This window comes from Aquisalimonas asiatica (assembly GCF_900110585.1).
GTDB lineage: Bacteria > Pseudomonadota > Gammaproteobacteria > Nitrococcales > Aquisalimonadaceae > Aquisalimonas > Aquisalimonas asiatica.
In genome coordinates this window covers 559,180-579,351 of the sequence record NZ_FOEG01000001.1, presented here as the reverse complement: position 1 = coordinate 579,351, position 20,172 = coordinate 559,180, and the positions used below count along the sequence as shown (strand labels likewise).

19 protein-coding genes are annotated in these 20,172 nt (G+C 67.1%); 12 read left to right on the top strand and 7 right to left on the bottom strand.

What is annotated here, in order from left to right; genetic code table 11:
- Nucleotides 1-68: 68 nt before the first annotated feature.
- Nucleotides 69-869 carry a nucleoside triphosphate pyrophosphohydrolase gene (mazG, locus tag BMZ02_RS02770; protein ID WP_245753914.1) on the top strand — a complete coding sequence of 267 codons (801 nt, stop codon included), beginning with the start codon at nucleotides 69-71 and terminating at the stop codon, nucleotides 867-869.
- Nucleotides 862-1,413: a hypothetical protein gene (locus BMZ02_RS02765; RefSeq protein ID WP_139209122.1), complete on the top strand. Its 552-nt coding sequence runs from the start codon at nucleotides 862-864 to the stop codon at nucleotides 1,411-1,413. Before mazG ends, BMZ02_RS02765 begins: the two co-directional genes overlap by 8 nt.
- A 7-nt stretch (nucleotides 1,414-1,420) precedes the next feature.
- Here BMZ02_RS02765 and BMZ02_RS02760 read toward each other — a convergent pair whose 3' ends face one another.
- The 6 genes from BMZ02_RS02760 to BMZ02_RS02735 all read right to left on the bottom strand — a co-directional run bounded on the left by BMZ02_RS02760 (nucleotide 1,421) and on the right by BMZ02_RS02735 (nucleotide 9,205).
- Nucleotides 1,421-2,173: a CsiV family protein gene (locus BMZ02_RS02760; RefSeq protein WP_091639722.1), complete on the bottom strand. Its 753-nt coding sequence runs from the start codon at nucleotides 2,171-2,173 to the stop codon at nucleotides 1,421-1,423.
- Nucleotides 2,174-2,261: 88 nt separating this feature from the next.
- The gene (mfd, locus tag BMZ02_RS02755; protein ID WP_091639721.1) at nucleotides 2,262-5,744 is read right to left on the bottom strand and encodes a transcription-repair coupling factor; all 3,483 of its coding nucleotides are present in this window, start codon (nucleotides 5,742-5,744) and stop codon (nucleotides 2,262-2,264) included.
- 11 nt (nucleotides 5,745-5,755) lie between these two features.
- The gene (locus tag BMZ02_RS02750) at nucleotides 5,756-6,877 is read right to left on the bottom strand and encodes a 3-deoxy-7-phosphoheptulonate synthase (RefSeq protein ID WP_091639719.1); all 1,122 of its coding nucleotides are present in this window, start codon (nucleotides 6,875-6,877) and stop codon (nucleotides 5,756-5,758) included.
- 45 nt (nucleotides 6,878-6,922) lie between these two features.
- The gene (locus BMZ02_RS02745) at nucleotides 6,923-7,816 is read right to left on the bottom strand and encodes a carbon-nitrogen hydrolase (protein WP_091639717.1); all 894 of its coding nucleotides are present in this window, start codon (nucleotides 7,814-7,816) and stop codon (nucleotides 6,923-6,925) included.
- Nucleotides 7,817-7,854: 38 nt separating this feature from the next.
- Entirely contained in the window at nucleotides 7,855-8,913 is a 1,059-nt protein-coding gene (locus BMZ02_RS02740; protein WP_281244299.1) for an agmatine deiminase family protein, read from the bottom strand.
- 4 nt (nucleotides 8,914-8,917) lie between these two features.
- Nucleotides 8,918-9,205: a hypothetical protein gene (locus BMZ02_RS02735; protein WP_091639714.1), complete on the bottom strand. Its 288-nt coding sequence runs from the start codon at nucleotides 9,203-9,205 to the stop codon at nucleotides 8,918-8,920.
- 151 nt (nucleotides 9,206-9,356) lie between these two features.
- Between BMZ02_RS02735 and sfsA the strand changes: the two genes are divergently transcribed.
- Genes sfsA through lolD form a run of 3 tightly spaced genes read left to right on the top strand, consistent with a single transcriptional unit; the run spans nucleotide 9,357 to nucleotide 12,062 of the window.
- Nucleotides 9,357-10,091: a DNA/RNA nuclease SfsA gene (sfsA, locus tag BMZ02_RS02730; protein ID WP_091639712.1), complete on the top strand. Its 735-nt coding sequence runs from the start codon at nucleotides 9,357-9,359 to the stop codon at nucleotides 10,089-10,091.
- Nucleotides 10,092-10,102: 11 nt separating this feature from the next.
- Nucleotides 10,103-11,353: a lipoprotein-releasing ABC transporter permease subunit gene (locus BMZ02_RS02725; protein ID WP_091639711.1), complete on the top strand. Its 1,251-nt coding sequence runs from the start codon at nucleotides 10,103-10,105 to the stop codon at nucleotides 11,351-11,353.
- Nucleotides 11,346-12,062: a lipoprotein-releasing ABC transporter ATP-binding protein LolD gene (gene lolD, locus BMZ02_RS02720; RefSeq protein WP_091639709.1), complete on the top strand. Its 717-nt coding sequence runs from the start codon at nucleotides 11,346-11,348 to the stop codon at nucleotides 12,060-12,062. The genes BMZ02_RS02725 and lolD overlap by 8 nt, the downstream gene beginning before the upstream one ends.
- On the opposite strand, the gene BMZ02_RS02715 is transcribed toward lolD, so the two are convergent.
- A complete protein-coding gene (locus BMZ02_RS02715) occupies nucleotides 12,054-12,551 on the bottom strand; it encodes a DUF2062 domain-containing protein (RefSeq protein WP_245753913.1) in 498 nt (165 codons plus the stop codon). The two genes, lolD and BMZ02_RS02715, sit on opposite strands and share 9 nt — an antisense overlap.
- A 146-nt stretch (nucleotides 12,552-12,697) precedes the next feature.
- Between BMZ02_RS02715 and BMZ02_RS02710 the strand changes: the two genes are divergently transcribed.
- From BMZ02_RS02710 to BMZ02_RS02680, 7 genes are all read left to right on the top strand, one after another.
- Nucleotides 12,698-14,896 carry a DNA internalization-related competence protein ComEC/Rec2 gene (locus BMZ02_RS02710; protein ID WP_091639706.1) on the top strand — a complete coding sequence of 733 codons (2,199 nt, stop codon included), beginning with the start codon at nucleotides 12,698-12,700 and terminating at the stop codon, nucleotides 14,894-14,896.
- A 64-nt stretch (nucleotides 14,897-14,960) separates the two neighbouring features.
- Entirely contained in the window at nucleotides 14,961-15,596 is a 636-nt protein-coding gene (locus BMZ02_RS02705) for a MotA/TolQ/ExbB proton channel family protein (protein ID WP_171909781.1), read from the top strand.
- The gene (locus tag BMZ02_RS02700) at nucleotides 15,593-16,009 is read left to right on the top strand and encodes an ExbD/TolR family protein (protein ID WP_091639704.1); all 417 of its coding nucleotides are present in this window, start codon (nucleotides 15,593-15,595) and stop codon (nucleotides 16,007-16,009) included. The genes BMZ02_RS02705 and BMZ02_RS02700 overlap by 4 nt, the downstream gene beginning before the upstream one ends.
- A 5-nt stretch (nucleotides 16,010-16,014) precedes the next feature.
- Entirely contained in the window at nucleotides 16,015-17,775 is a 1,761-nt protein-coding gene (gene msbA / locus BMZ02_RS02695; RefSeq protein WP_091639702.1) for a lipid A export permease/ATP-binding protein MsbA, read from the top strand.
- A 59-nt stretch (nucleotides 17,776-17,834) separates the two neighbouring features.
- Nucleotides 17,835-18,854, top strand: coding sequence for a tetraacyldisaccharide 4'-kinase (gene lpxK / locus BMZ02_RS02690; RefSeq protein WP_091639700.1), 1,020 nt, complete (start codon nucleotides 17,835-17,837; stop codon nucleotides 18,852-18,854).
- Nucleotides 18,851-19,636, top strand: coding sequence for a 3-deoxy-manno-octulosonate cytidylyltransferase (gene kdsB, locus BMZ02_RS02685; protein ID WP_091639698.1), 786 nt, complete (start codon nucleotides 18,851-18,853; stop codon nucleotides 19,634-19,636). Before lpxK ends, kdsB begins: the two co-directional genes overlap by 4 nt.
- Nucleotides 19,629-20,120: a low molecular weight protein-tyrosine-phosphatase gene (locus BMZ02_RS02680; RefSeq protein WP_091639696.1), complete on the top strand. Its 492-nt coding sequence runs from the start codon at nucleotides 19,629-19,631 to the stop codon at nucleotides 20,118-20,120. The genes kdsB and BMZ02_RS02680 overlap by 8 nt, the downstream gene beginning before the upstream one ends.
- Nucleotides 20,121-20,172 lie beyond the last annotated feature (52 nt).

Sequence of the window (20,172 nt, the reverse complement as noted above, 5' to 3'; positions counted from 1 at the left end):
CCACCGTGTGGCGGTGTGGTACCTTGTAGCGCGTTGAGCAAGGCAATCTCGGTACACGGGGCGATCACGTGAAAGCATTACACGATCTGCTGGACTTGATGGCAACGCTGCGGGACCCGGAGCGCGGCTGTCCGTGGGATCTGAAGCAGGATTTCCATTCCATTGCGCCCTATACCCTCGAGGAAGCCTACGAGGTGGCGGATGCCATCCATCGACAGGCGCCGGAGGATCTCCGGGACGAACTGGGCGACCTGCTGTTCCAGGTGGTGTTCCACGCGCAGATGGCGCGCGAGCAGGGCCTGTTCGACTTCGAGGACGTGGCTCGCGGTATTCACGACAAGATGGTGCGTCGCCATCCGCACGTCTTCGGGGGCGAGGCCGACAGCGACGGCGGGCCGCCGTCCTGGGAGGCCATGAAGGAGGCCGAACGACGTGATCGGGGAGAGGGCGCGCGCCAGTCGGTACTGGACGGCGTGCCCGTTACGTTGCCCGGTCTGACCCGCGCTGGAAAGATGACCCGCCGGGCGGCGCGCGTGCATTTCGACTGGCCGTCGGCGGATGGGGTGATTGCCAAGGTGCGCGAAGAGCTGGAAGAGCTCGAGGAGGCGCGCGCATCCGGCTCACGGGCGGCGGTGGAGGACGAGTACGGTGATCTGCTGTTTGCCTGTGCCAATCTCGGCCGGCACCTGGGTGTGGACCCGGAGCGGGCGCTGCGCGGGGCCAACGCCAAGTTTGAGCGGCGGTTCCGGCGCATGGAGGAGCAACTCGCTGCCGAGCAGGTGGATCTGGCGGACAGCGACATGGCCACCAAGGAAGCGGCCTGGGTGCGGGCGAAGCAGGCGGAGAAAGGGGGCACGGACCATGGGTAGCGCGATGCGACTGATCGTGGGGGTTGCGCTGGCGCTGAGTGCGCCGACCCTGGTTGCCTTTGACGAACCCCGCGGGGAATCCGGCTGGTATGCCGGGGCCGGTGCACGGGTACTGAAGCTTGAAGGCTGGCAGGAAGGGTACGGCCCGTCGTTACTGCTGGGCTGGAAACTGCCCTACCAGCACGCGGAGACCCCGCGTTCGAGCATCGCCCTGGAGGGGGAGCTCACGGGTACCACCGAGAGTCTGTCGCGGCGCGCGGGCGATGAGCGGGAAGAGGCCGACCTGGTGCAGGCGGGTGCCTACCTTGCGCTCAATACGTTTGTTGGCGAGCGGTTCTTTCACCGGGTGCGGCTGGGCGTGGTGGCACGGGAGTTCGACCGGCCCGGCAGCACGCGGCTGCAGGGACGGCTCGCGTTCGGGCTCGGGGCGGGCCTGCGCCTGAGTGACAGCCTGGATGTGCTCGTGGATGCCCAGACGCAGTACTGGAGCTGGCCCGACGATCTCCTCCACGAAGCGGGAGTCACGGCGCGCTGGCACTTCTGAGCCGCGCTCAGTTGTCGACCCGGTCCACCCGTACCACGGCGCCGAGCACCGGGTGGTCGATGTAGTGCAGCTCCCCGCTGCGCATCCGCCGTCCGTCCTGCATGACCACCACGGGCTCCATGTCCTCGATGAATACCCCGTGCAGGCGGTCCAGCGGGCCTGCGTCGCTGTGCTCCGGGTCGACCCAGCGCAGATCGACATGGACATGGAGGTAGCGCTCGCGCGCGACACGCACCCAGCCCGACAACCCTTCCGGCGGCCGTGCGGGAAGCGCGACGCGATCGGCCTGTTCACCGTTGTCGCCATCAGTGGTCCCGGTGACTTCTGCGTCGTCGTCACCATTGGCGTCGGCGCGCAGCTCGTCATCATCCATGCCGGGCATCTCGGTGCCCAGAGGGAGGGCGATGGCGGCGGATTCCTGCCGGTCAAGCCCGGGCTGGATCCAGGCGGTATGGACAAGCACGTCGTAATCGCCCGACTGGCTCAACCGTCGCGCGACGGCGGATAGCTGCCGCTCGTCATCGACGATGCGGTACACGTCAGCATCGGGGGTGTCCGCATCGCTGCGGAGTTCCGCGTAGCGTTCGTGCAGGGCCGGCGCCGGGCGGGTGGGCCAGCGCTCGTCGTCATAGCCCGACTGCTTGAAAATGATCATCTCGACGCGGTACAGCTCCCTGTCGTCGTCCGCGAGCGCCGGGGCGGCGAGCACCCCCGCGAGGAGGGCGAGCAGGAGCAGGCGGTGTAGCGGCTGGCGCATCATGCGATGGTCTCCAGATACAGTAGGTCCCTGACAGTCTTCAGTGTGCCCGTTGCCGCGCCCGGCGGCCAGTGACGGCAGGGGGCGACGCTCACGCCGCCTCCCGGATCCGGAGCCGGCCGAGCAGATCCTCCATCACGGAGAACCGGTCCGCGTGCTCGGGCATGTCCACCAGCACGCGGAGGCGGTGCTGGCCTTCGAGCTTGTACCGGTCCGGCTGCCCCTGGATGAGTTCCACCAGCGTTCCGGGGTCCACCAGTGCCTCGTCACCGAAAACCAGCGTGCCGCCGCCGGGGCCGGCTTCGACCCGCACAATGCCGAAGGCCTCCGCACGCAGTTTGAGCGCCGTGACCCGGAACAGGTTCTTGACCGGGTCGGGGAGCAGGCCGAAACGGTCGATCATCTCCACCTGCAGATCCTTGAGGGCCGACTCGCTGCGGGCGTTGGCGATGCGCTTGTACAGCACCAGTCGGGCGTGGACGTCCGGCAGGTAGTCGTCGGGGATGAGCGCCGGCAGCCGCAGATCCACTTCGGCCCCGTGATGGGCGGTGTGATCCAGCGCCGGCTCCTTGCCGCTCTTCAGGGCCGTCACCGCCCGCTCCAGCAGATCGTTGTACATGCTGAAGCCCACCTCCGCCATCTGCCCGCTCTGCTCGCCACCGAGCAGCTCGCCGGCGCCGCGGATCTCCAGGTCGTGGCTTGCCAGCGTAAACCCTACGCCCAGGTCCTCGTGGGCGGAGATGGCGTCCAGCCGCTTCACGGCGTCGGCGGTCATGGCGCGCCGGTGCGGCGCGATCAGGTAGGCGTAGGCGCGATGGTGGGAGCGCCCGACGCGTCCGCGTAGCTGGTGGAGCTGGGCCAGGCCGAATCGGTCGGCGCGGTTGATCACGATGGTGTTGGCGTTGGGAATGTCGATCCCGGACTCGATGATGGTGGTGCACACCAGCACGTTGTAGCGCTGGTGGTAGAAATCGAGCATCACCCGCTCCAGATCCCGCTCCGCCATCTGCCCGTGGGCGATGCCGACCCGCGCCTGGGGGACGAGATCCTCCAGCTGCTCGGCCGTCCGCGCGATGGTGTCCACGTCGTTGTGCAGGAAGTAGACCTGGCCGCCGCGCTTGATTTCGCGCAGGCAGGCCTCCTGGACGAGCGTGTCGTTCCATTCGTTGACGAAGGTCTTCACCGCCAGCCGGCGTGCCGGCGGCGTGGCGATGATCGACAGGTCACGCAGGCCGGCCAGGGACATGTTCAGCGTGCGCGGAATCGGCGTGGCCGTCAGCGTGAGAATGTCCACCTCGGCCCGCAGCTGTTTGAGCTTCTCTTTCTGGCGCACGCCGAAGCGGTGCTCCTCGTCGACGATCACCAGCCCGAGCCGCTTGGCATTGATACCGCTTTGCAGCAGCCGGTGTGTGCCGATGACGATGTCCAGCGTGCCGTCGGCCAGGGCGGCCTGGGTCTCCCGGGTCTCCTTGGCGCTGTTGAACCGCGACAGGGAGCCGATACGGATGGGCCAGTCGGCGAAGCGGTCGCGGAAATTCTGGTAGTGCTGCTGCGCCAGCAGCGTCGTGGGCACCAGCACCGCGACCTGCTGGCCGCTCTGCACCGCGACAAAGGCCGCGCGCATGGCGACTTCCGTCTTGCCGAAGCCCACATCGCCGCAGACGACGCGATCCATGGGCTGATCCGAGCCGAGATCGGCAACCACGGCGTCGATGGCGTCCTGCTGGTCCGGCGTCTCCTCGAACGGGAAGGCCTCGGCGAACGTGGCATAGTCCTCGGCGGCACTGCGCAGGGACTGCCCCTTGCGAGCGGCCCGCTGGGCGTAGACGTCCAGCAGCTCTGCGGCGACGTCCCGCGCTTTCTCGGCGGCCTTGCGACGCGCCTTCTCCCACTGCTCTCCGCCCAGCTTGTGCAGGGGCGCCTGGGTTTCCTCGGCACCGGTGTAACGACTGATCAGGTGCAGCGACGACACGGGCACGTAGAGCTTGTCGCCACCGGCGTACTCCAGGGTCAGGAACTCGGTGGGGAAGTCGCCCACGTCCAGTCGCTGCAAGCCCTGGTAGCGGCCGACGCCGTGGTCTTCATGGACCACCGGCGCACCGATGTTCAGGTCGTTGAGATCCTTGATAATCAGTGACGGATCCCGCTCCTGCTGGCGGCGCCGGCGTCGCTGCTGGGCGCGGTTGCCGAACAGCACGGCCTCGGGAATGACAGCGATGCCAGCCTGCTCGATCAGGGCGCCGTCCTCCACCGGCGCGATGGTCATGGCGGTCTTCTGATCGCCGGCGGCGAAGGCGTCCCACGAGGGTACCGGCTCGGGCCGGATACCGTGTCGCGCCAGCGCCTCCATCAGCGCTTCCCGGTGCCCGGGCGTCTCGGCGATGAACAGGCTGCGGCCGTTGAATGCCGTCAGGAAATCATCGATCAGCCGGCGGTCCGGCTCGTCCTTGCGTGCGTGCAGGGTCAGGCCGGGGAGGGGGGCGGCGTCGAAGCGCACGCGGCCCGGTTTCGGCCCCTGGGCCAGCTCGTCGTCGGTTTCCTGGTAGCGCCGGATGCCGGTCATGCGGTCGAGCTGCTCGCCCACGTGGTCAGGGGCGAGGAAGAGCTGATCCGGCGGCAGCAGGGGCCGGTCCTGATCGTGGCCGCGCTGCTCGTAGCGGCCGAGAATCTCCTGCCAGTAACCGTCCACCGCCTCGGCGACACCGGTTTCGGTATACAGAATGGCGTCGTCCGGCAGGTAATCGAACAGGGTGGCCGTGTCCTCGAAGAACAGCGGCAGGTAATACTCCACGCCGTTCGGCATGACGCCGTCGCTGACGTCGCAGTAGACGCGGCTGCGCGTGGGGTCACCCTCGAAGAACGCGCGGAACCCCTTGCGGAAACGGGTGATGGCGTCGTCGTCCACCGGGAACTCGCGGCCCGGGAGCAGGCGGATCTGATCCACCCGCTCCACGGTCAGCTGGGTGTCCGGATCGAACGTGCGGATGGTGTCCACCTCGTCGTCGAACAGGTCGATCCGGTAGGGCTGCGTGCTGCCCATGGGGAAGAGATCGAGCAGGGCGCCGCGCACGGCGAACTCGCCGTGCTCCATGACCTCCGGCACGTTGCGGTAGCCGGCCTGTTCTAGCCGGCGGCGCATGTCGTCGCGGTCGAGGCGCTCACCGGCGCGCAGCATCAGCCCGTTGGCGTCCAGGTAACTGCGTGGCGCCAGCCGCTGCATGAGCGTTGGCACGGGAACAATCAGCACGCCCTGATGTGTCTCGGGCAGGCTGTAGAGGGTCGCAAGCCGCTGGGAGACGATGTCCTGGTGCGGGGAGAACACGTCGTAGGGCAGCGTTTCCCAGTCGGGGAACGGCAGAATGGTGGTCTCGCCGCTGGTGTAGAAACGCAGCTCGGTTTCCAGCCGCTGGGCGTCCTGGGAGGTCGCCGTGATCGCCAGGATCAGGCGCTCGCGGCGCTGCAGCAGGCGGCTCAGTGCCAGCGCACCGGCGCTGCCGGGCAGCCCCGTCCAGGTGACCTGGCGGCCGTCACGCGGAGGAGCGGGTGAAAGCGGATTCTGTAAGGAGTCACTCATGCGCGGTCGTATCAGTCTGTGGTGACGTATCGGGCTGCCAGTTCGCGGCGCCGCTCGTAGGCGTCGCGGGCGATGGCAACGTCTTCCAGGAACTGGTGCATCTCGTCCGGGGTGAGCGCCTGCGGGCCGTCCACCAGGGCGCGTTTCGGGTCCGGGTGGAAGTCCACCAGGATCATGTTGGCACCGGAGATCACGCCCTGGGCCGTGGCGTGCATCATGTCCATGATCCGGTCGGGGCTGGCCGCCCGCGACCCCACGGAGTGCGACGGGTCGATGCATACCGGCATGCGGGTCAGGCGCTTCACCACCGGGACATGTGCGAAGTCCACGAAGTTCCGGTGCGGGTCGCCCATGTTGGTCTTCATGCCGCGCAGGCAGAAGATCACCTGGCTGTTGCCCTCGGTCGCCAGGTATTCGGCGGCGTTCAGGGATTCCTCCAGGGTGATGCCAAAGCCCCGTTTGAGCAGGATCGGGAAGCGGGTCTGACGCCCTGCGGCCTTGAGCAACTCGAAGTTCTGGGTGTTGCGCGTGCCGATCTGCAGCATGACGCCGGTGGGGTTGCCAACGGATTCCAGCGCCTGTTCGATCTCCTCGATGTGCCGGTCGTGGGTGATCTCCATGGCGATCACGCGGATCCCGTACTTGCCGGCGAGTTCGAACACGTAGGGCAGACAGCCGGCACCGTGCCCCTGGAACGAATACGGGTTGGTGCGCGGCTTGTAGGCGCCCATGCGCGCGCAGGTCTGGCCGTGCTGCTGCAGCACCTGGAACATGCGCTCCACGTTCTGCGGGTTGTCCACGGCGCACAGGCCCGCGAACACGTGCAGGTTGTCCTGGCTGAACTCCACCCCGTTGTAGGTGAAGGCGGCTTCGCGTTCATCGTCCCGATGGCGTCCGAGGATGCGGTAGGCGTCCGAAATGCGGATGACCCGCTCCACGGCCGGCAGGCTGCCCATTTCGTCTTCCTGGAGTGCGGCGGTGTTGCCGATCAGGTAGACCTCGGACAGCACCTGTTCGGCGCCGTGAACCCGATGCACCCGGTGCTCGATACCGTCCAGTTCATCCAGGTAGGTCATCAGCCGCTGGTAATCGGGGTGGTCCGCGGCGATGTTCGGTTCCAGGATCAGGATCATGGGTGTGTCCTCAGTCGTTCGCGTCCGGAGGCGGCGCGTCGAGACTCAGCGCCGGTACAACCGGACGAGGTCGTGATAGTGATCCACGCGACGGTCCCGCAGGAACGGCCACATCCGCCGGACCGTCTCGCTGCGTTTCATGTCGAGCGTGGCGAGCAGCACCTGGTCACCGTCTTCGTCGGCACTGGCGAGCAGTTCCCCCTGGGGCCCGGCGACGAAGCTCGTGCCCCAGAACGTGGCGCCAGCTGCAGGGTTGGCCGGGTCCGGTTCCCGCCCGTGCCGGTTGCACACGAGCACCGGCAGGCCATTGGCAACCGCATGCCCCCGCTGAACCAGCATCCAGGCGTCGCGCTGGCGTTCGCGCTCGTCACGGTCATCCTCGTCCGCCCAGCCGATGGCCGTGGGGTAGAGCAGGATCTCCGCGCCGGCCAGGGCCATGAGCCGGGCGGCCTCGGGGAACCACTGGTCCCAGCACACCAGCACGCCGAGGCGGCCAACGCTGGTGTCCACCGGCTCGAAGCCGGTGTCACCCGGGGTGAAGTAGAACTTCTCGTAGTAGCCCGGATCATCCGGGATATGCATCTTGCGATAGTGGCCCGCCAGTCGGCCGTCACTGTCCAGTACCACAGCGGTGTTGTGGTAGAGCCCCGCCGCTCTCCGCTCGAACAGGGAGCCGACAATAACCACTTCAAGTTCCTTCGCCAGGTTACTGAGAAAGTTGGTGGTCGGCCCCGGGATCGGCTCGGCCATGTCGAACACGGCCGGGTCTTCCTGCTTGCAGAAATAGGGGGTGCGGTGGAGCTCCTGCAACAGCACCAGCCGGGCGCCACGGGCGGCCGCGTCGCGGATGCCGCGCTCAGTGCGGGCCAGATTGGAGTCCGGGTCATCGCTGCAGGCGTGCTGCACGAGACCCGCGGTCAGATGAGCGGCGGACGCCATGCCGTCTCCGGAGGCGGTGAGTGGGCCACGCATTGTACTCAAATTGCGGTTTCGGTGGCAGTCCCCGGAGCGGCAGGGAGCTGCATGGTGGCGCAGTGCAGGGCGCCGCCCTGGGAGATCAGGGTGCGGGCATCGATGCCGATGATTTCACGCTCCGGGAACAGACCGGCCAGGGTCTGCCGGGCCGCGGTGTCCTGGGGAACGCCGTAGGTGGGCACGAGAACGGCGCCGTTGATGATGAGGAAGTTGGCGTAACTCGCCGGCAGGCGGGCGCCATCGGTATCGTGGACCGGCTCCGGCCAGGGGAGTGGCACGAGCCGATACGGCGCCCCGTCCGGGGTCCGGAAGGCAGTCAGCTCGGCGGCCATGGCCTGCAGGTGCTGGAAGTGGGGATCGTCGGGTCGGTCGCAGGCGGTGTAGGTGATCGTCCCGGTGTCGGTGAAGCGCGCCAGCATATCCACATGGCCGTCGGTGTCGTCACCGTCAAGCCAGCCGTGTTCCAGCCACAACGTGCGTGAAGCGCCGAGCTGCTCCCGGAAGAGCTGCTCGTAGTCGCTGACGTCCATGTCCGGGTTGCGCTCCGGGTGGAGCAGGCAGCGGCGGGTCGTGAGAATGGTGCCGGCGCCGTCACTGTCGATGGCACCCCCTTCCAGCACGCGTTCCACGGCCTGACGGGTGGTCCCCGGGAAGGCACCGGCGGCGTGCAGGCGGGCGGTGAGCCGGTCGTCCTCGGCCGCCGGGTATTTGCCGCCCCAGCCGTTGAACCGGAAGTCCAGGCAGCGGGGCGTGTCGCCGGCGAGCACCGTGATGGGGCCATGATCCCGCGCCCAGATGTCGTTGGCGGGGGCGACGTACAGGTGCAGGTGGCCGCCGCCGACGCCGCGTGTCTGGAGCCGGCTCCGCAGGTGCGACGCCGTGGCGGCGTCGGGCACGGCGATACACAGCGGCTGGTGTCGACCGACAGCCACGGCGATCTCTTCCGCCGTTGACTCTGCCGCCGGCAGCCGCTCGCCCCAGTCCCCGCCCGCACGGGGCCAGGTGAGCATGACGGCTGCCTGGGGCTCCCATTCGGCGGGTAGGCGCGGTGATCGGCTCACGGGGTCAACGCTGCTGTACGGCTCTGAGGACGCGGTCGTATTCGAAGTAGACACTGAATCCGTCGTAGTCCCAGCGGGTAATGGGCGGGTCACCCACGGCGTCCCGGCGGGCGTCCGGCGCGCCGAGGCGGCTCTCGACCTGTTCCTTGGTCAGGCCTCGCTGCAGCTGATCCTCGAGTTCACCCTCATCGTCGCGCAGCGTCTCGATCAGCAGCCTGTCAGCGGCCACCGGTTGCAGAAAGCCGAGCGACAGGATCAGCGCCACTCCCAGGATTCGAACAATTGCGGGCATCCGTCCTCTCCATGCTGGACGCGATCAGGATATGTCGTCGAGACTATAGCACCGGCGCATGAATGGACCAACGGCGGCCAATCCGGTGGGTATCCGCGTGCGCGGATGCTGCTAGAATGCGCGCGTCCCTCGCTGGCTCAAGGTCCGCTCGATGCGATTTGCGCAGCCCCTGATCCCCGGTGTCCTCGAACGTCGGTACAAACGGTTTCTCGCCGATGTGCGCCTGGAGGACGGCTCGCTGGTGACGTGTCACTGCCCGAATACCGGGTCGATGCTGGGCTGCCAGGAGCCGGGGTCACGGGTCTGGCTGAGCCGCTCGGACAACCCGAAGCGGAAGTATGCCCTGACGTGGGAACTGGTCGAACTCCCCGGGCGTGCACTGGTCGGTATCCACACGGGCCGGGCCAATGGCATGGTGCGCGAGGCCCTGGAGCAGGGGCGCATCCCGGAGCTGGCCGATTACCCCGTCATCAGGCCGGAGGTGCGGATTGCGGAGTGGCGCACGCGCATCGACTTTCTGCTGAGCGGGCATGGGTCCGAGCCGGACGCGTACGTGGAGGTCAAGAACGTCACCGCCGCCGTGGATGACGGTATTGCGCTCTTCCCCGATGCGGTGAGCGCGCGCGGGACGCGCCATCTGCAGCATCTGCAACGCCTGGTGGCGGAAGGGTGCCGCGCGGCGCTGGTCTTCTGCGTGCAGCGGGATGACGTCACCGAGGTGCGCCCGGCCGACGCCATTGATCCGGCGTACGGGCGGGCACTGCGGGACGCCATTGCCAATGGTGTCGAGGTCCATGCCCTCGGTGCCGAAGTGAACGAACAGGTGATCGAACTGCGCCGCCGGCTGCCGGTGGTGTGTCCGACGCCAGAGCTGTCGCCAACGTAAGGAAACTGCGCATGTTCCGTCCACTGGAGCTGTTCATCGGCCTGCGCTACACGCGAGCGAAGCGTCGTAATCAGTTCGTCTCTTTCATCTCCCTGAGCTCGATCCTGGGGATCGCCCTCGGGGTTACTGCGCTGATCACCGTCATGTCCGTCATGAACGGATTCGAGCGCGAACTCCGGGACAAGATTCTCGGCATGATCGCCCACGCCACCATCGAATCGCGCGACGGCGGCATGGACGAGTGGGAGTCGGTCGTGGAGCGTGCCGAGCGCCACCCGGAGGTGGTCGGTGCGGCGCCCTACGTCACGGGTGAGGTCATGATGACCCGCGGCGGCGAGGTCAGTGGCGCCCAGCTCCGCGGCGTGCTCCCGGAGATGGAGGGCAATGTCTCCCGGGTGATCGAGAACATCGATGGCGATGCCGCACAGTATCTGGAGCCGGGGGAGTACAACATCATCCTCGGCTGGGCCCTGGCGCGCGAACTCGGTGTACGCCCCGGTGACCGGGTGACGGTGGTCACGCCGGAGGCGCGCGCGACCGTCGCCGGCATCGTGCCGCGACTGAAGCGCTTCAACGTCGCGGGCACCTTCGACGTGGGCATGTACGAGTACGATCGCGGCGTGGCGCTGGTACATATCGGGGACGCCGCCACCATCATGCGGCTGGGCGACGGCGTTTCCGGAGTGCGGTTGCAGTTCCGGGATCTCATGGATGCCCCCTGGCTCGCGTCGGAAGTGGGGCGTGAGCTTGGCGGCGGCAACTACCGGGTGCGCGACTGGACCCGTGAGCATGCGAGCTTCTTCCACGCGGTACAGACCGAGAAAACGGTCATGTTCGTCATTCTGACGCTGATCATTGCGGTGGCCGCGTTCAATATCGTCTCAACCCTGGTCATGGTGGTAAACGACAAGCGCAGCGACATCGCCATCCTGCGCACGCTCGGTGCGAGCCCGGCCAGTGTCATGGGGATATTCATGGTTCAGGGGACCATCATCGGCGTCTTCGGCACCATTCTCGGGGTCGCCGGGGGCGTGGCCCTTGCCCTGAACGTGGAGACCATCGTGCCGGCGATCGAGCAGCTTCTTGATGTGGCCTTCCTGGCGCCGGACATCTACTGGTTGAGCGATCTGCCGTCGGACCTCCAGACCACGGACGTGGCAAGAATCGCCGGTGTTGCCCTGGTACTGTCGTTGCTGGCGACCATCTACCCGGCATGGCGAGGCGCGCGAACGGAGCCAGCGGAGGCGTTGCGTTATGAGTGATCAGCAATCAGGGGAAGCCGTTGTTCGCTGCGACGGCGTCAGCAAGGTGTTTCAGGAAGGGCCGCGGGATGTCCGCGTGCTGGACAATGTCAGCCTGAGCATCGCGCGGGGTGAACAGTTGGCCATTGTCGGGCGCTCGGGATCCGGCAAGAGCACGCTGCTGCAGATCCTGGGTGGCCTGGACAAGCCGACGGAAGGCGACGTGCACGTCTGCGGGCGGTCCATGTATGCACTGGGCGCCAGCGAGCGCGGGCGGCTGCGCAACGAGGCCATCGGTTTCATCTACCAGTTCCACCACCTGCTGCCGGAATTCACGGCGCTGGAGAACGTGGCCATGCCCCTGCTGATCCGCAAGGCGGGAAAGGCGGAGGCCAGTGCGGCGGCCGCAAAGGTGCTCGAGCGTGTCGGGCTCGGGCACCGGCTCGAGCACAAGCCCGGAGAGCTCTCGGGTGGTGAGCGGCAGCGTACGGCCATCGCCCGGGCCATGGTGACCGAGCCGGCCTGCGTGCTGGCGGATGAGCCGACGGGCAACCTGGACCGTCATACCGCCGAGGACGTATTCACGCTGTTGCGGGAGCTCAATCGGGACTTCGGCACCAGCCTGGTGGTGGTGACCCACGACATGGAGCTGGCCGGGCGGATGGATCACACGGTAACCATTGATGACGGCCGGCTGGTCCTGTCCGGGGCGGCCTCCGCGTCAGCGTGACTGCCGGCCGGCAAGCCGCGCCGCGCGTTTCTCCTTGCGGCGGCGGAGATGGCGACGGATGTTCAGGCGCCAGAGCAGGTGAATCAGCCCGTAACCGGCGAGCGATGCGCTGAGACCGCACAGCACGCTGCCGAGAAGCAGTGGTTGCCAGATGTTCACCAGCTCCGTCCAGTACCACTCCAGGGTGGGCTCGAATGACCCCCCGCGCGTTCCCTTGCCCATGATCAGGAGGCCGACGCGGTACTGGAAGTAGAGCATCGGGGCCATGGTCAACGGATTGGATACCCAGACGCCGGCGAGGGCGATGGGCATGTTGACGCGGAACAGTATTGCCAGGGCCGCGGCCGGGATCATCTGGAACGGCATGGGCATGAACGCCATGAACAGGCCGACACCGAGGCCGCCGGCGAGGGAGTGGCGATTGAGGTGCCAGAGGTTCGGGTCGTGGAGCAGGCGTCCGAACATGCGGAGCCGGTGATGGCCGCTCACTGCCCTGGAATCCGGCAAGTACCGTCGAAAGAACTTTTTCGCCACGCGTGATACTTTCAGTCGTCGCCTGTTCGGGGCGATGATAACTCGAAGGCAGCCACCATGTCCGGGCTGCGGCCAGGGACGGCAAGAGGACACGCTCACGGATGAGTCCTGCCACGGCCCTTTGCGGCGCGTTCGTCGCCGGGGCGATTGTGTTTCACGCGAGTGCGGGTCTTCCCGACGGTGTCGGGTGGCTATCGCTGCTGGCCGGGTGTGCACTGCTGTTGCGGGGGCGCCCGTGGGTCGTGCCGGGGCTGTTCTGTGCCGGCGCTCTCTGGTCGGCCTGGGCTGCCGCGGTTGCGCTGGACCACCGGCTCGACACGCCCGTGGCCGTCACGCTCGAGGGCGAAGTCGCGGGCCTTCCGGCCGCCGCAGACGGGCCGCGCCAGTCGTTCGTGCTGGAGCTCGGGCGCGTGGACGGCGGCCCGGCCATGCGACGGGCTCGCCTGCACTGGTATGGCGCCGGGGAGCGGGTGCGCCCCGGCGAACGCTGGCGGTTCGAGGCCGATCTCCGCGCCCCCGCCGGCGCGTTGAACCCCGGTGCCTTTGATGGTGAACGCTGGCAGATACAGAACGGCATTGACGCCACCGGGACTGTCACCCGCGGGGAGCGACTCGATGCGGCGTCGCGTTTCAGCCTGGATGCCGTGCGTGCCGAGCTGTCGGGGCGTCTGCGTGCGGCCGTTAACCACGAGGCGGCAGGCGCCATGCTGGTCGCCCTGGCGGTGGGCGATCGCCGCTTTCTGGACGAGTCGGTCTGGGCGACGCTCCTGGCAACGGGAACCAATCACCTGGTGGCGATCTCGGGCCTGCACGTTGGCCTGGCAGGAGGCCTGGGGCTGGTGCTCGGCATGGCGGTCTGGCGGTGCTGCGGCCGCATGGCGGGGCGCATCCCGGCCCGTGTGGTCGGGGCCGCGCTGGCGCTCGTGACCGCTGCCGTCTACGCGGCGCTCGCGGGATTCACGATCCCCACCCAGCGTGCCCTGATCATGCTGGCGGTGACGTTGCTCGCGGTGTTCCTGCGGCGGCCGGTACGGCCGACCCAGGTGCTATGCGTGGCGGCAGCCGCCGTCCTGCTGGTGGATCCGCTGGCACCGCTCGATCCGGGGTTCTGGCTGTCGTTCGCGGCGGTGGCAACATTGGGGGTCATGCTCTGGGGACGGGCGCCCGCCACCGGTCCCTGGCCGTGGTTGACCATCCAGTTCCGCCTTGCCCTGGTGCTCGCGCCGCTGACCCTGCTCCTGTTCAGCCATGTCGCGCTCGCGGCACCCGTTGCCAACCTGGTCGCGATCCCCCTGGTGGGGCTGTTCACGGTGCCGCTGGTGCTCGCTGCCGCCATGACCATCGTGCCGGCTCCCGCTGTTGGTGCGTTCCTCGCCGACTGGAGCGGCTGGCTGCTGGTTCTGTTCCTGGCATTTGCCGAACAGGTGGCCCGGGTTGCCGATCTGGTGGCAGCCCCGACGATGGGGGAGGGAGGGGCTGCGTGGGTGCTCCTGCTGGTTGCGGTGATACTGGCACTGGCACCCGCCGGACTGCCGGGGCGGGTGCTTGCCCTGCCGATGCTCGCGGCCGCGCTTTGGCCCTGGGGTATGTCCGCCGATACTCCCGTGCGGATAACAACCCTGGATGTTGGCCATGGTCATGCCAGTGTCGTTCAGAGCGGGCGGCACGTGGTCGCGGTTGATACCGGGCGTACGGGGCGCGAGGTCGACGCATTGCTCACCCGCATCGGGCGCCCCGACCGGCTGCTGCTGACCAGAGACCGGGCGGGGTACCGGGGTGGGGCCGGCGCCGTGCGCACCGCGCCGCGCACCAGGGTGTACGACGCCGTGGATAGTGCGGAGGAGTGTCTCGGGAGCCCGCAATGGGAGGCGGAGGGCGGTGTGTTCCGGGTGCTCGATGCCGACCTCGCGACCACGGCATGCGTGCTGCTGGTGGAAGCGGGGCCGCACCGGGTCCTGATTGCGGCGGGCGTCCCTCCCGGCGCACACGTGCACTGGGAGGCTGCAGGGCAGGTGGATGCCGTGGTGCTGCCGGCGGGGGGACACGCCAATGCCGTGACCGGGGCGATGCTGGATGCGTTGCAGCCGTCCCTGGCGGTTGTCTCCGTCGATGCCGGCAACCGTTACGGCCTGCCTCACGCAGAGGTGGTGGAGCGTCTGCAGAGCCGGGGCATTCGCTTGTTGCACACCGGCCACGACGGCGCGATCACCCTGACGCTTCGGCCCGGGATCCCGGTTCGTACCGCGCGGGAGGTCGCCGGTTGGTGGAATCGGCGTCAGCCCTTCGGTCAGGGCATGTAATCGTTTATCATGCGGCGTTCGCGCGGGGGTGCCCCTGCACCACGGAAAAGGAGAACGACTCGGCGTGCTGGAAATGATTGCAGCGGGCGGATGGGTGATGGTGCCGATCATCCTCTGCTCCATTCTCGCGTTGGCCATTATCGGCGAGCGGATCTGGGCATTGCAGAAACGGCGGGTCCTCCCGCCCCATCTGGTGGCCCACGTCTGGAATCAGGTGCGCAGCGGAACGCTGGACAGCCAGCAACTCAGGCAGCTGCGCGAGCAGTCGGCCCTGGGCCGGGTGCTCGCGGCAGGGTTGAGCAACATGCGCAGCAGCCGCGAAGTCATGATGGAGGCCATCGAGGATGCCGGCCGGCACGAGGCCCATCGCATGGAACGCTTCCTGAACACCCTGGGAACCATTGCCTCGATTACGCCACTGCTGGGCCTGCTCGGAACGGTGATCGGCATGATCCGGGTCTTCAGCGCCATCACCGCCCACGGCGTCGGCGACGCCGCCAACCTGGCAGGCGGTATTTCGGAAGCGCTGCTGACCACGGCCGCCGGGCTCATCGTGGCCATCCCGTCGCTCATGGCGTATCGCTATTTCCGTGGTCTTGTCGATGAACACATGGTGGAGATGGAGCAGGAAGCCATGAAACTGGTCGAGGTCATACAGGGGCAACGCGACCGCGGCAGCATCGAAGGTGTCGCGCGGTGAATCTCCGCCCCAGACGCCGCGAGGAGCCGGAGATCACGCTGACTCCGTTGATCGATGTGGTCTTTCTCATGCTGATCTTCTTCATGGTCAGTGCGACGTTTCTCAACGAGGCCGACATGGAGCTGAGTCTTCCCGAAGCGTCGCTGGAGCCCGGCGAGCAGGCGTACTCACCCATCGAGCTGGCAATCAACGCCAGTGGGGATTACTACGTCGACGGCGAGGCCCTGGTGAATCAACAGACCGATACGGTGCAGCGTGCACTGGAGCAGGCGCGGGAAGGCCGCCCGGATGCCCCCGTCATCATCCGCGCCGATGGGCGCACGTCGCACCAGTCCCTGGTGACCGCGCTGGACGCCGCCGGGCGCGCCAGTATCGAGAACATTTCCATTGCCACCGTGCCCGAGGACGACTGATAACCATGCTGTCGATGACCAACCCGTTCACGACGCAGGCCTGGGGCATCTACGGGCGGCTGCTGGGCTACGTGGGCCCGTACTGGAAACTGGGGTCCCTGGCCGTTGTGGCCATGGTGATTGGTGCCGCGTCCCAGGCGGCGTTCGCCGGCATCATCCAGTACATGGTCGACGAGAGCTTCATCGAGCAGGACGACCTGGCGCGTCAGCTCGTGCCGCTGGCGCTGATCGTGCTGTTCCTGATCCACGGCACGGCGCATTTCGTCTCCGACTACGGCATCGCCTGGGTGGGTCGCTACGTGGTCAAGGACATGCGCCAGAACGTGTTCGATCACTACCTCCGGTTGCCTGCGCGTTTCTTCGATCACAGTTCGCCCGGCATGCTGCTGGCGAAGCTGACCTACGACATCGAGCAGGTGGCGCGTGCGGCGTCCCATGCGGTGGTGGTGTTCATCCGCGACTTCTTCACGGTCATCTTCCTGGTCGGCTACATGATCTACATCAGTGGCTGGCTGGCGCTGATCTTCTTCGGTCTCGGGCCGGTGCTGTACGGCATCATCAACTACGCCAACAAGCGCTTCCGCAAGACCAGCCGGCGCATCCAGGGCTCCATCGGCAACGTGGCCCAGATCGCCGAGGACGGCATCCGCGGACAGACGGAAGTCAAGGTTTTCGGGGGCCATGGCTACGAATCGGAGCGCTTCGAACAGATCAACGAACGCAACCGCAGTCAGCAGATGCGTTATATCGCCGTGAAGGCGGTCAGCCAGCCCCTGGTGCAGTTCGTAGCCGTGATCGCGCTATCCATCATCCTCTACCTGGCCACGATGGATGTGGTCATGGAAGAGATTACGCCGGGGGCACTGATTTCCTTTGTTGCGGCCATGATGCTGCTGATGCCGCCGGTCAAGCGCATCGTGGGCGTGAATGCCGAGATTCAGCGCGGCATCGCGGCGGGGGAGAGTGTCTTCGGGATACTGGATGAACCGCCCGAAGAGGATTTCGGCACCGTGCCGCTGGAGCGCGCCGAGGGGCGCATCCGGTATGAGCAGGTGTCGTTCGCCTACAAGCCCGAGGATGGCGATGTCCTCAAGGACGTCACCCTCGATATCGAACCCGGTCAGACCATTGCACTCGTGGGCCGCTCGGGCAGTGGCAAGACCACGCTGGCCAGCCTGCTCCCGCGCTTCTATGAACCCACCGCGGGGCGGATTCTTCTGGACGGGGTGCCGATTCGCGACTACCGGCTGCGGGATCTGCGCCAGCAGATGGCATTGGTGGGGCAGCAGGTGGTGCTGTTCAATGACACGCTCGCCAACAACATCAGCTACGGCATGCCGACGCCGCCAAGCGAGGAGGAGATCCGCGCCGCCGCCCGTGCGGCCAACGCGGAGGAGTTCATCGACAAGCTGCCCAACGGCTTCGAGACGCTGGTCGGCGAGAATGGCGTGCTGCTCTCCGGCGGGCAGCGCCAGCGCGTGGCCATTGCCAGGGCGCTGCTGAAGAACGCACCGATCCTGATACTGGACGAGGCGACCTCGGCACTGGACTCCGAATCGGAGCAGCAGATCCAGTCCGCACTGGATGAGCTGATGACGGGGCGGACCACGCTGGTCATCGCCCACCGGCTATCGACCATCGAGGACGCCGATCGCATCGTCGTGCTCGACCAGGGGCGGATCGTCGAGTCCGGCTCTCACCGGGAGCTGATCCAGCATGACGGTCACTACGCCGCTCTGCACCGGATCCAGTTCAGCGAGGAGTGAGTGGTCATGCCCATTCGTGATGCAGCCCGCCCATGTCGCCAGCACCTCCGGGAGGCTGCATGACCGGGTTTCCGCAGTTCTGGCTCCGTAATACGCCGCGGTCGTTGTTGCTGCTGCCCGCGTCCTGGCTTTACCGGATCGTGGCGTTTGCGCGGCGGAGCGCCTACCGCTGGGGCGTTCTCGGGCGTGAGCGTATCGGTGTGCCCGTACTGGTGATCGGCAATATTTTCGTGGGCGGCACCGGCAAGACGCCGCTGGTGCTGTGGATGGTCCGGTACCTCAGGGCCATGGGCAAGCGGCCGGGAATCATCACCCGTGGCTACGGCGGACAGGCCAAGGAGTGGCCCCAGGTTGTCCATGAGGACAGCGATCCGCTGGATGTGGGCGATGAACCGGTGCTGCTCGCTCAGCGTGGTGGCTGTCCGGTGGTGGCAAGCCCCGACCGCGTGGATGCGGCGCGGACCCTGGTCGAAGAGTTCGGCTGTGACGTGGTGGTGTCGGACGACGGGCTCCAGCACTACCGCCTGATGCGGGATATGGAGGTGGTCGTGGTGGACGCCGCCCGGGGGCTCGGCAACGGTCACTGTCTGCCGGCGGGGCCACTGCGGGAGCCACGCAGCCGGCTGCGCACGGTGGATCTTCTTGTGGCGAACGGCGGGCCGTCCTGGCTGACCCCCTATTACTTCACGCTGCGCCTGAACCAGGCGGTCGGCATCACCGACGTTACACGCTCCCGGAGCCTGACCGATTTTGCCGGCGAGCAGGCGCACGCCATTGCAGGCATTGGCAACCCGGACCGTTTCTTTGCCGCGCTCGGACGCTATGGCATCGAGGTCATCCAGCATCCGTTCGCGGACCACTATCCGTTTGCGGAGAAGGACATCACCTTCGATGATGATCTACCGGTCCTCATGACCGAAAAGGACGCGGTGAAGTGCCGGCCACACGCAAGCGAGCGTCACTGGGCCGTTCCGGCGGAGACGGTGCTCACCGCAGAGACCGAGCGGGCCATGAAGGCACGGGTGCGCGCTGCACTCGAACGGTTTCAAACCGGCAGGAAGAGGCGGTCCAGGGCATGAGCTTTCTCGTGGTGATCCCGGCGCGTTATGCGTCGACCCGCTTCCCCGGCAAGCCGCTGGCGGATCTCGCCGGCTGGCCCATGATCAGGCACGTGGTGGAGCGGGGGCGCGAGAGTGGGGCAGAGCGGGTCATTGTCGCCACCGACGATGCGCGGATCGAATCCACCTGTCACGACCTCGGTGTGGAGGTGGTGCGCACCCGTGCGGACCACCCCTCGGGCACCGACCGGCTTGCCGAGGTGGCCGGGCAGCTCGGGCTCGATGACGACGCCGTGGTCGTGAATGTCCAGGGTGACGAGCCACTGATGCCGCCGGCATTCATCCGACAGGTGGCGGACGCGCTGGCACAGAACCCGGAAACCCCGGTGGCGACCCTGGTGACCCCCCTGCAGTCCCTCGATGAGTTGCGCAACCCGAACGTGGTCAAGGCGGTGCGTGATCGCAGCGGGCATGCCTTGTACTTCAGTCGCGCGCCGATACCGTGGGATCGGGACCATGGCGGCACGCCGGACCACCTTGCCGGCTGGTGGCGCCATCTTGGCATCTACGCGTACCGGGCCGCCTTTCTCCGCCGGTATCCGGAGCTGGAGCCCGCGCCCATCGAAGAGACCGAGTCGCTGGAGCAGCTCAGGGTGCTCTGGCACGGCCTGCGGATTCACGCCGGGACGGTCGACGGTGACGCGGGGCCCGGGGTTGATCGCCCGGAGGATCTGGAGCGCGTCAGGCAGCACCTGCTTGATCGCACCGCACAGCGCAGCGAAGAAGGTTCAGGTAATGAGTGAAGCCAGACATCTGAAAGTCCTGTTTGTCTGCCTCGGCAATATCTGCCGCTCGCCATCCGCCGAAGGCGTCTTCCGTCATATGCTGGCGGAGCAGGGGCTGGATCACGTGATCGAGACGGATTCGGCGGGGACGCACGCCTACCACGTGGGTAATCCTCCGGATCAGCGCTCGCAGATTGCGGCCAGGAAACGCGGCGTGGATATCGGCGATCTACGAGCCCGGCAGGTGAACCGCAGCGACTTCGAGTATTTCGACTACGTGCTCGCCATGGACCGGAGCAACCTCGAGATTCTGCTCGCGGAAGCGCCGGAGCGGTACCGGAGCAAGGTGCGGCTGTTCCTGGAATACGCCAGTGACGCAGAAGAGGACGAAGTCCCGGATCCCTACTACGGGGGCGACCGGGGGTTTGAGCACGTTCTGGACCTGATCGGTGAGGCGTCGTCAGGTCTGCTGGCGGCGATCAGGCGAACCCACCAGGTGTAGCCGGCACCTGATGCCCATGCAGTAGACGTCGTCTGCATTGCCCGTTTCTGCA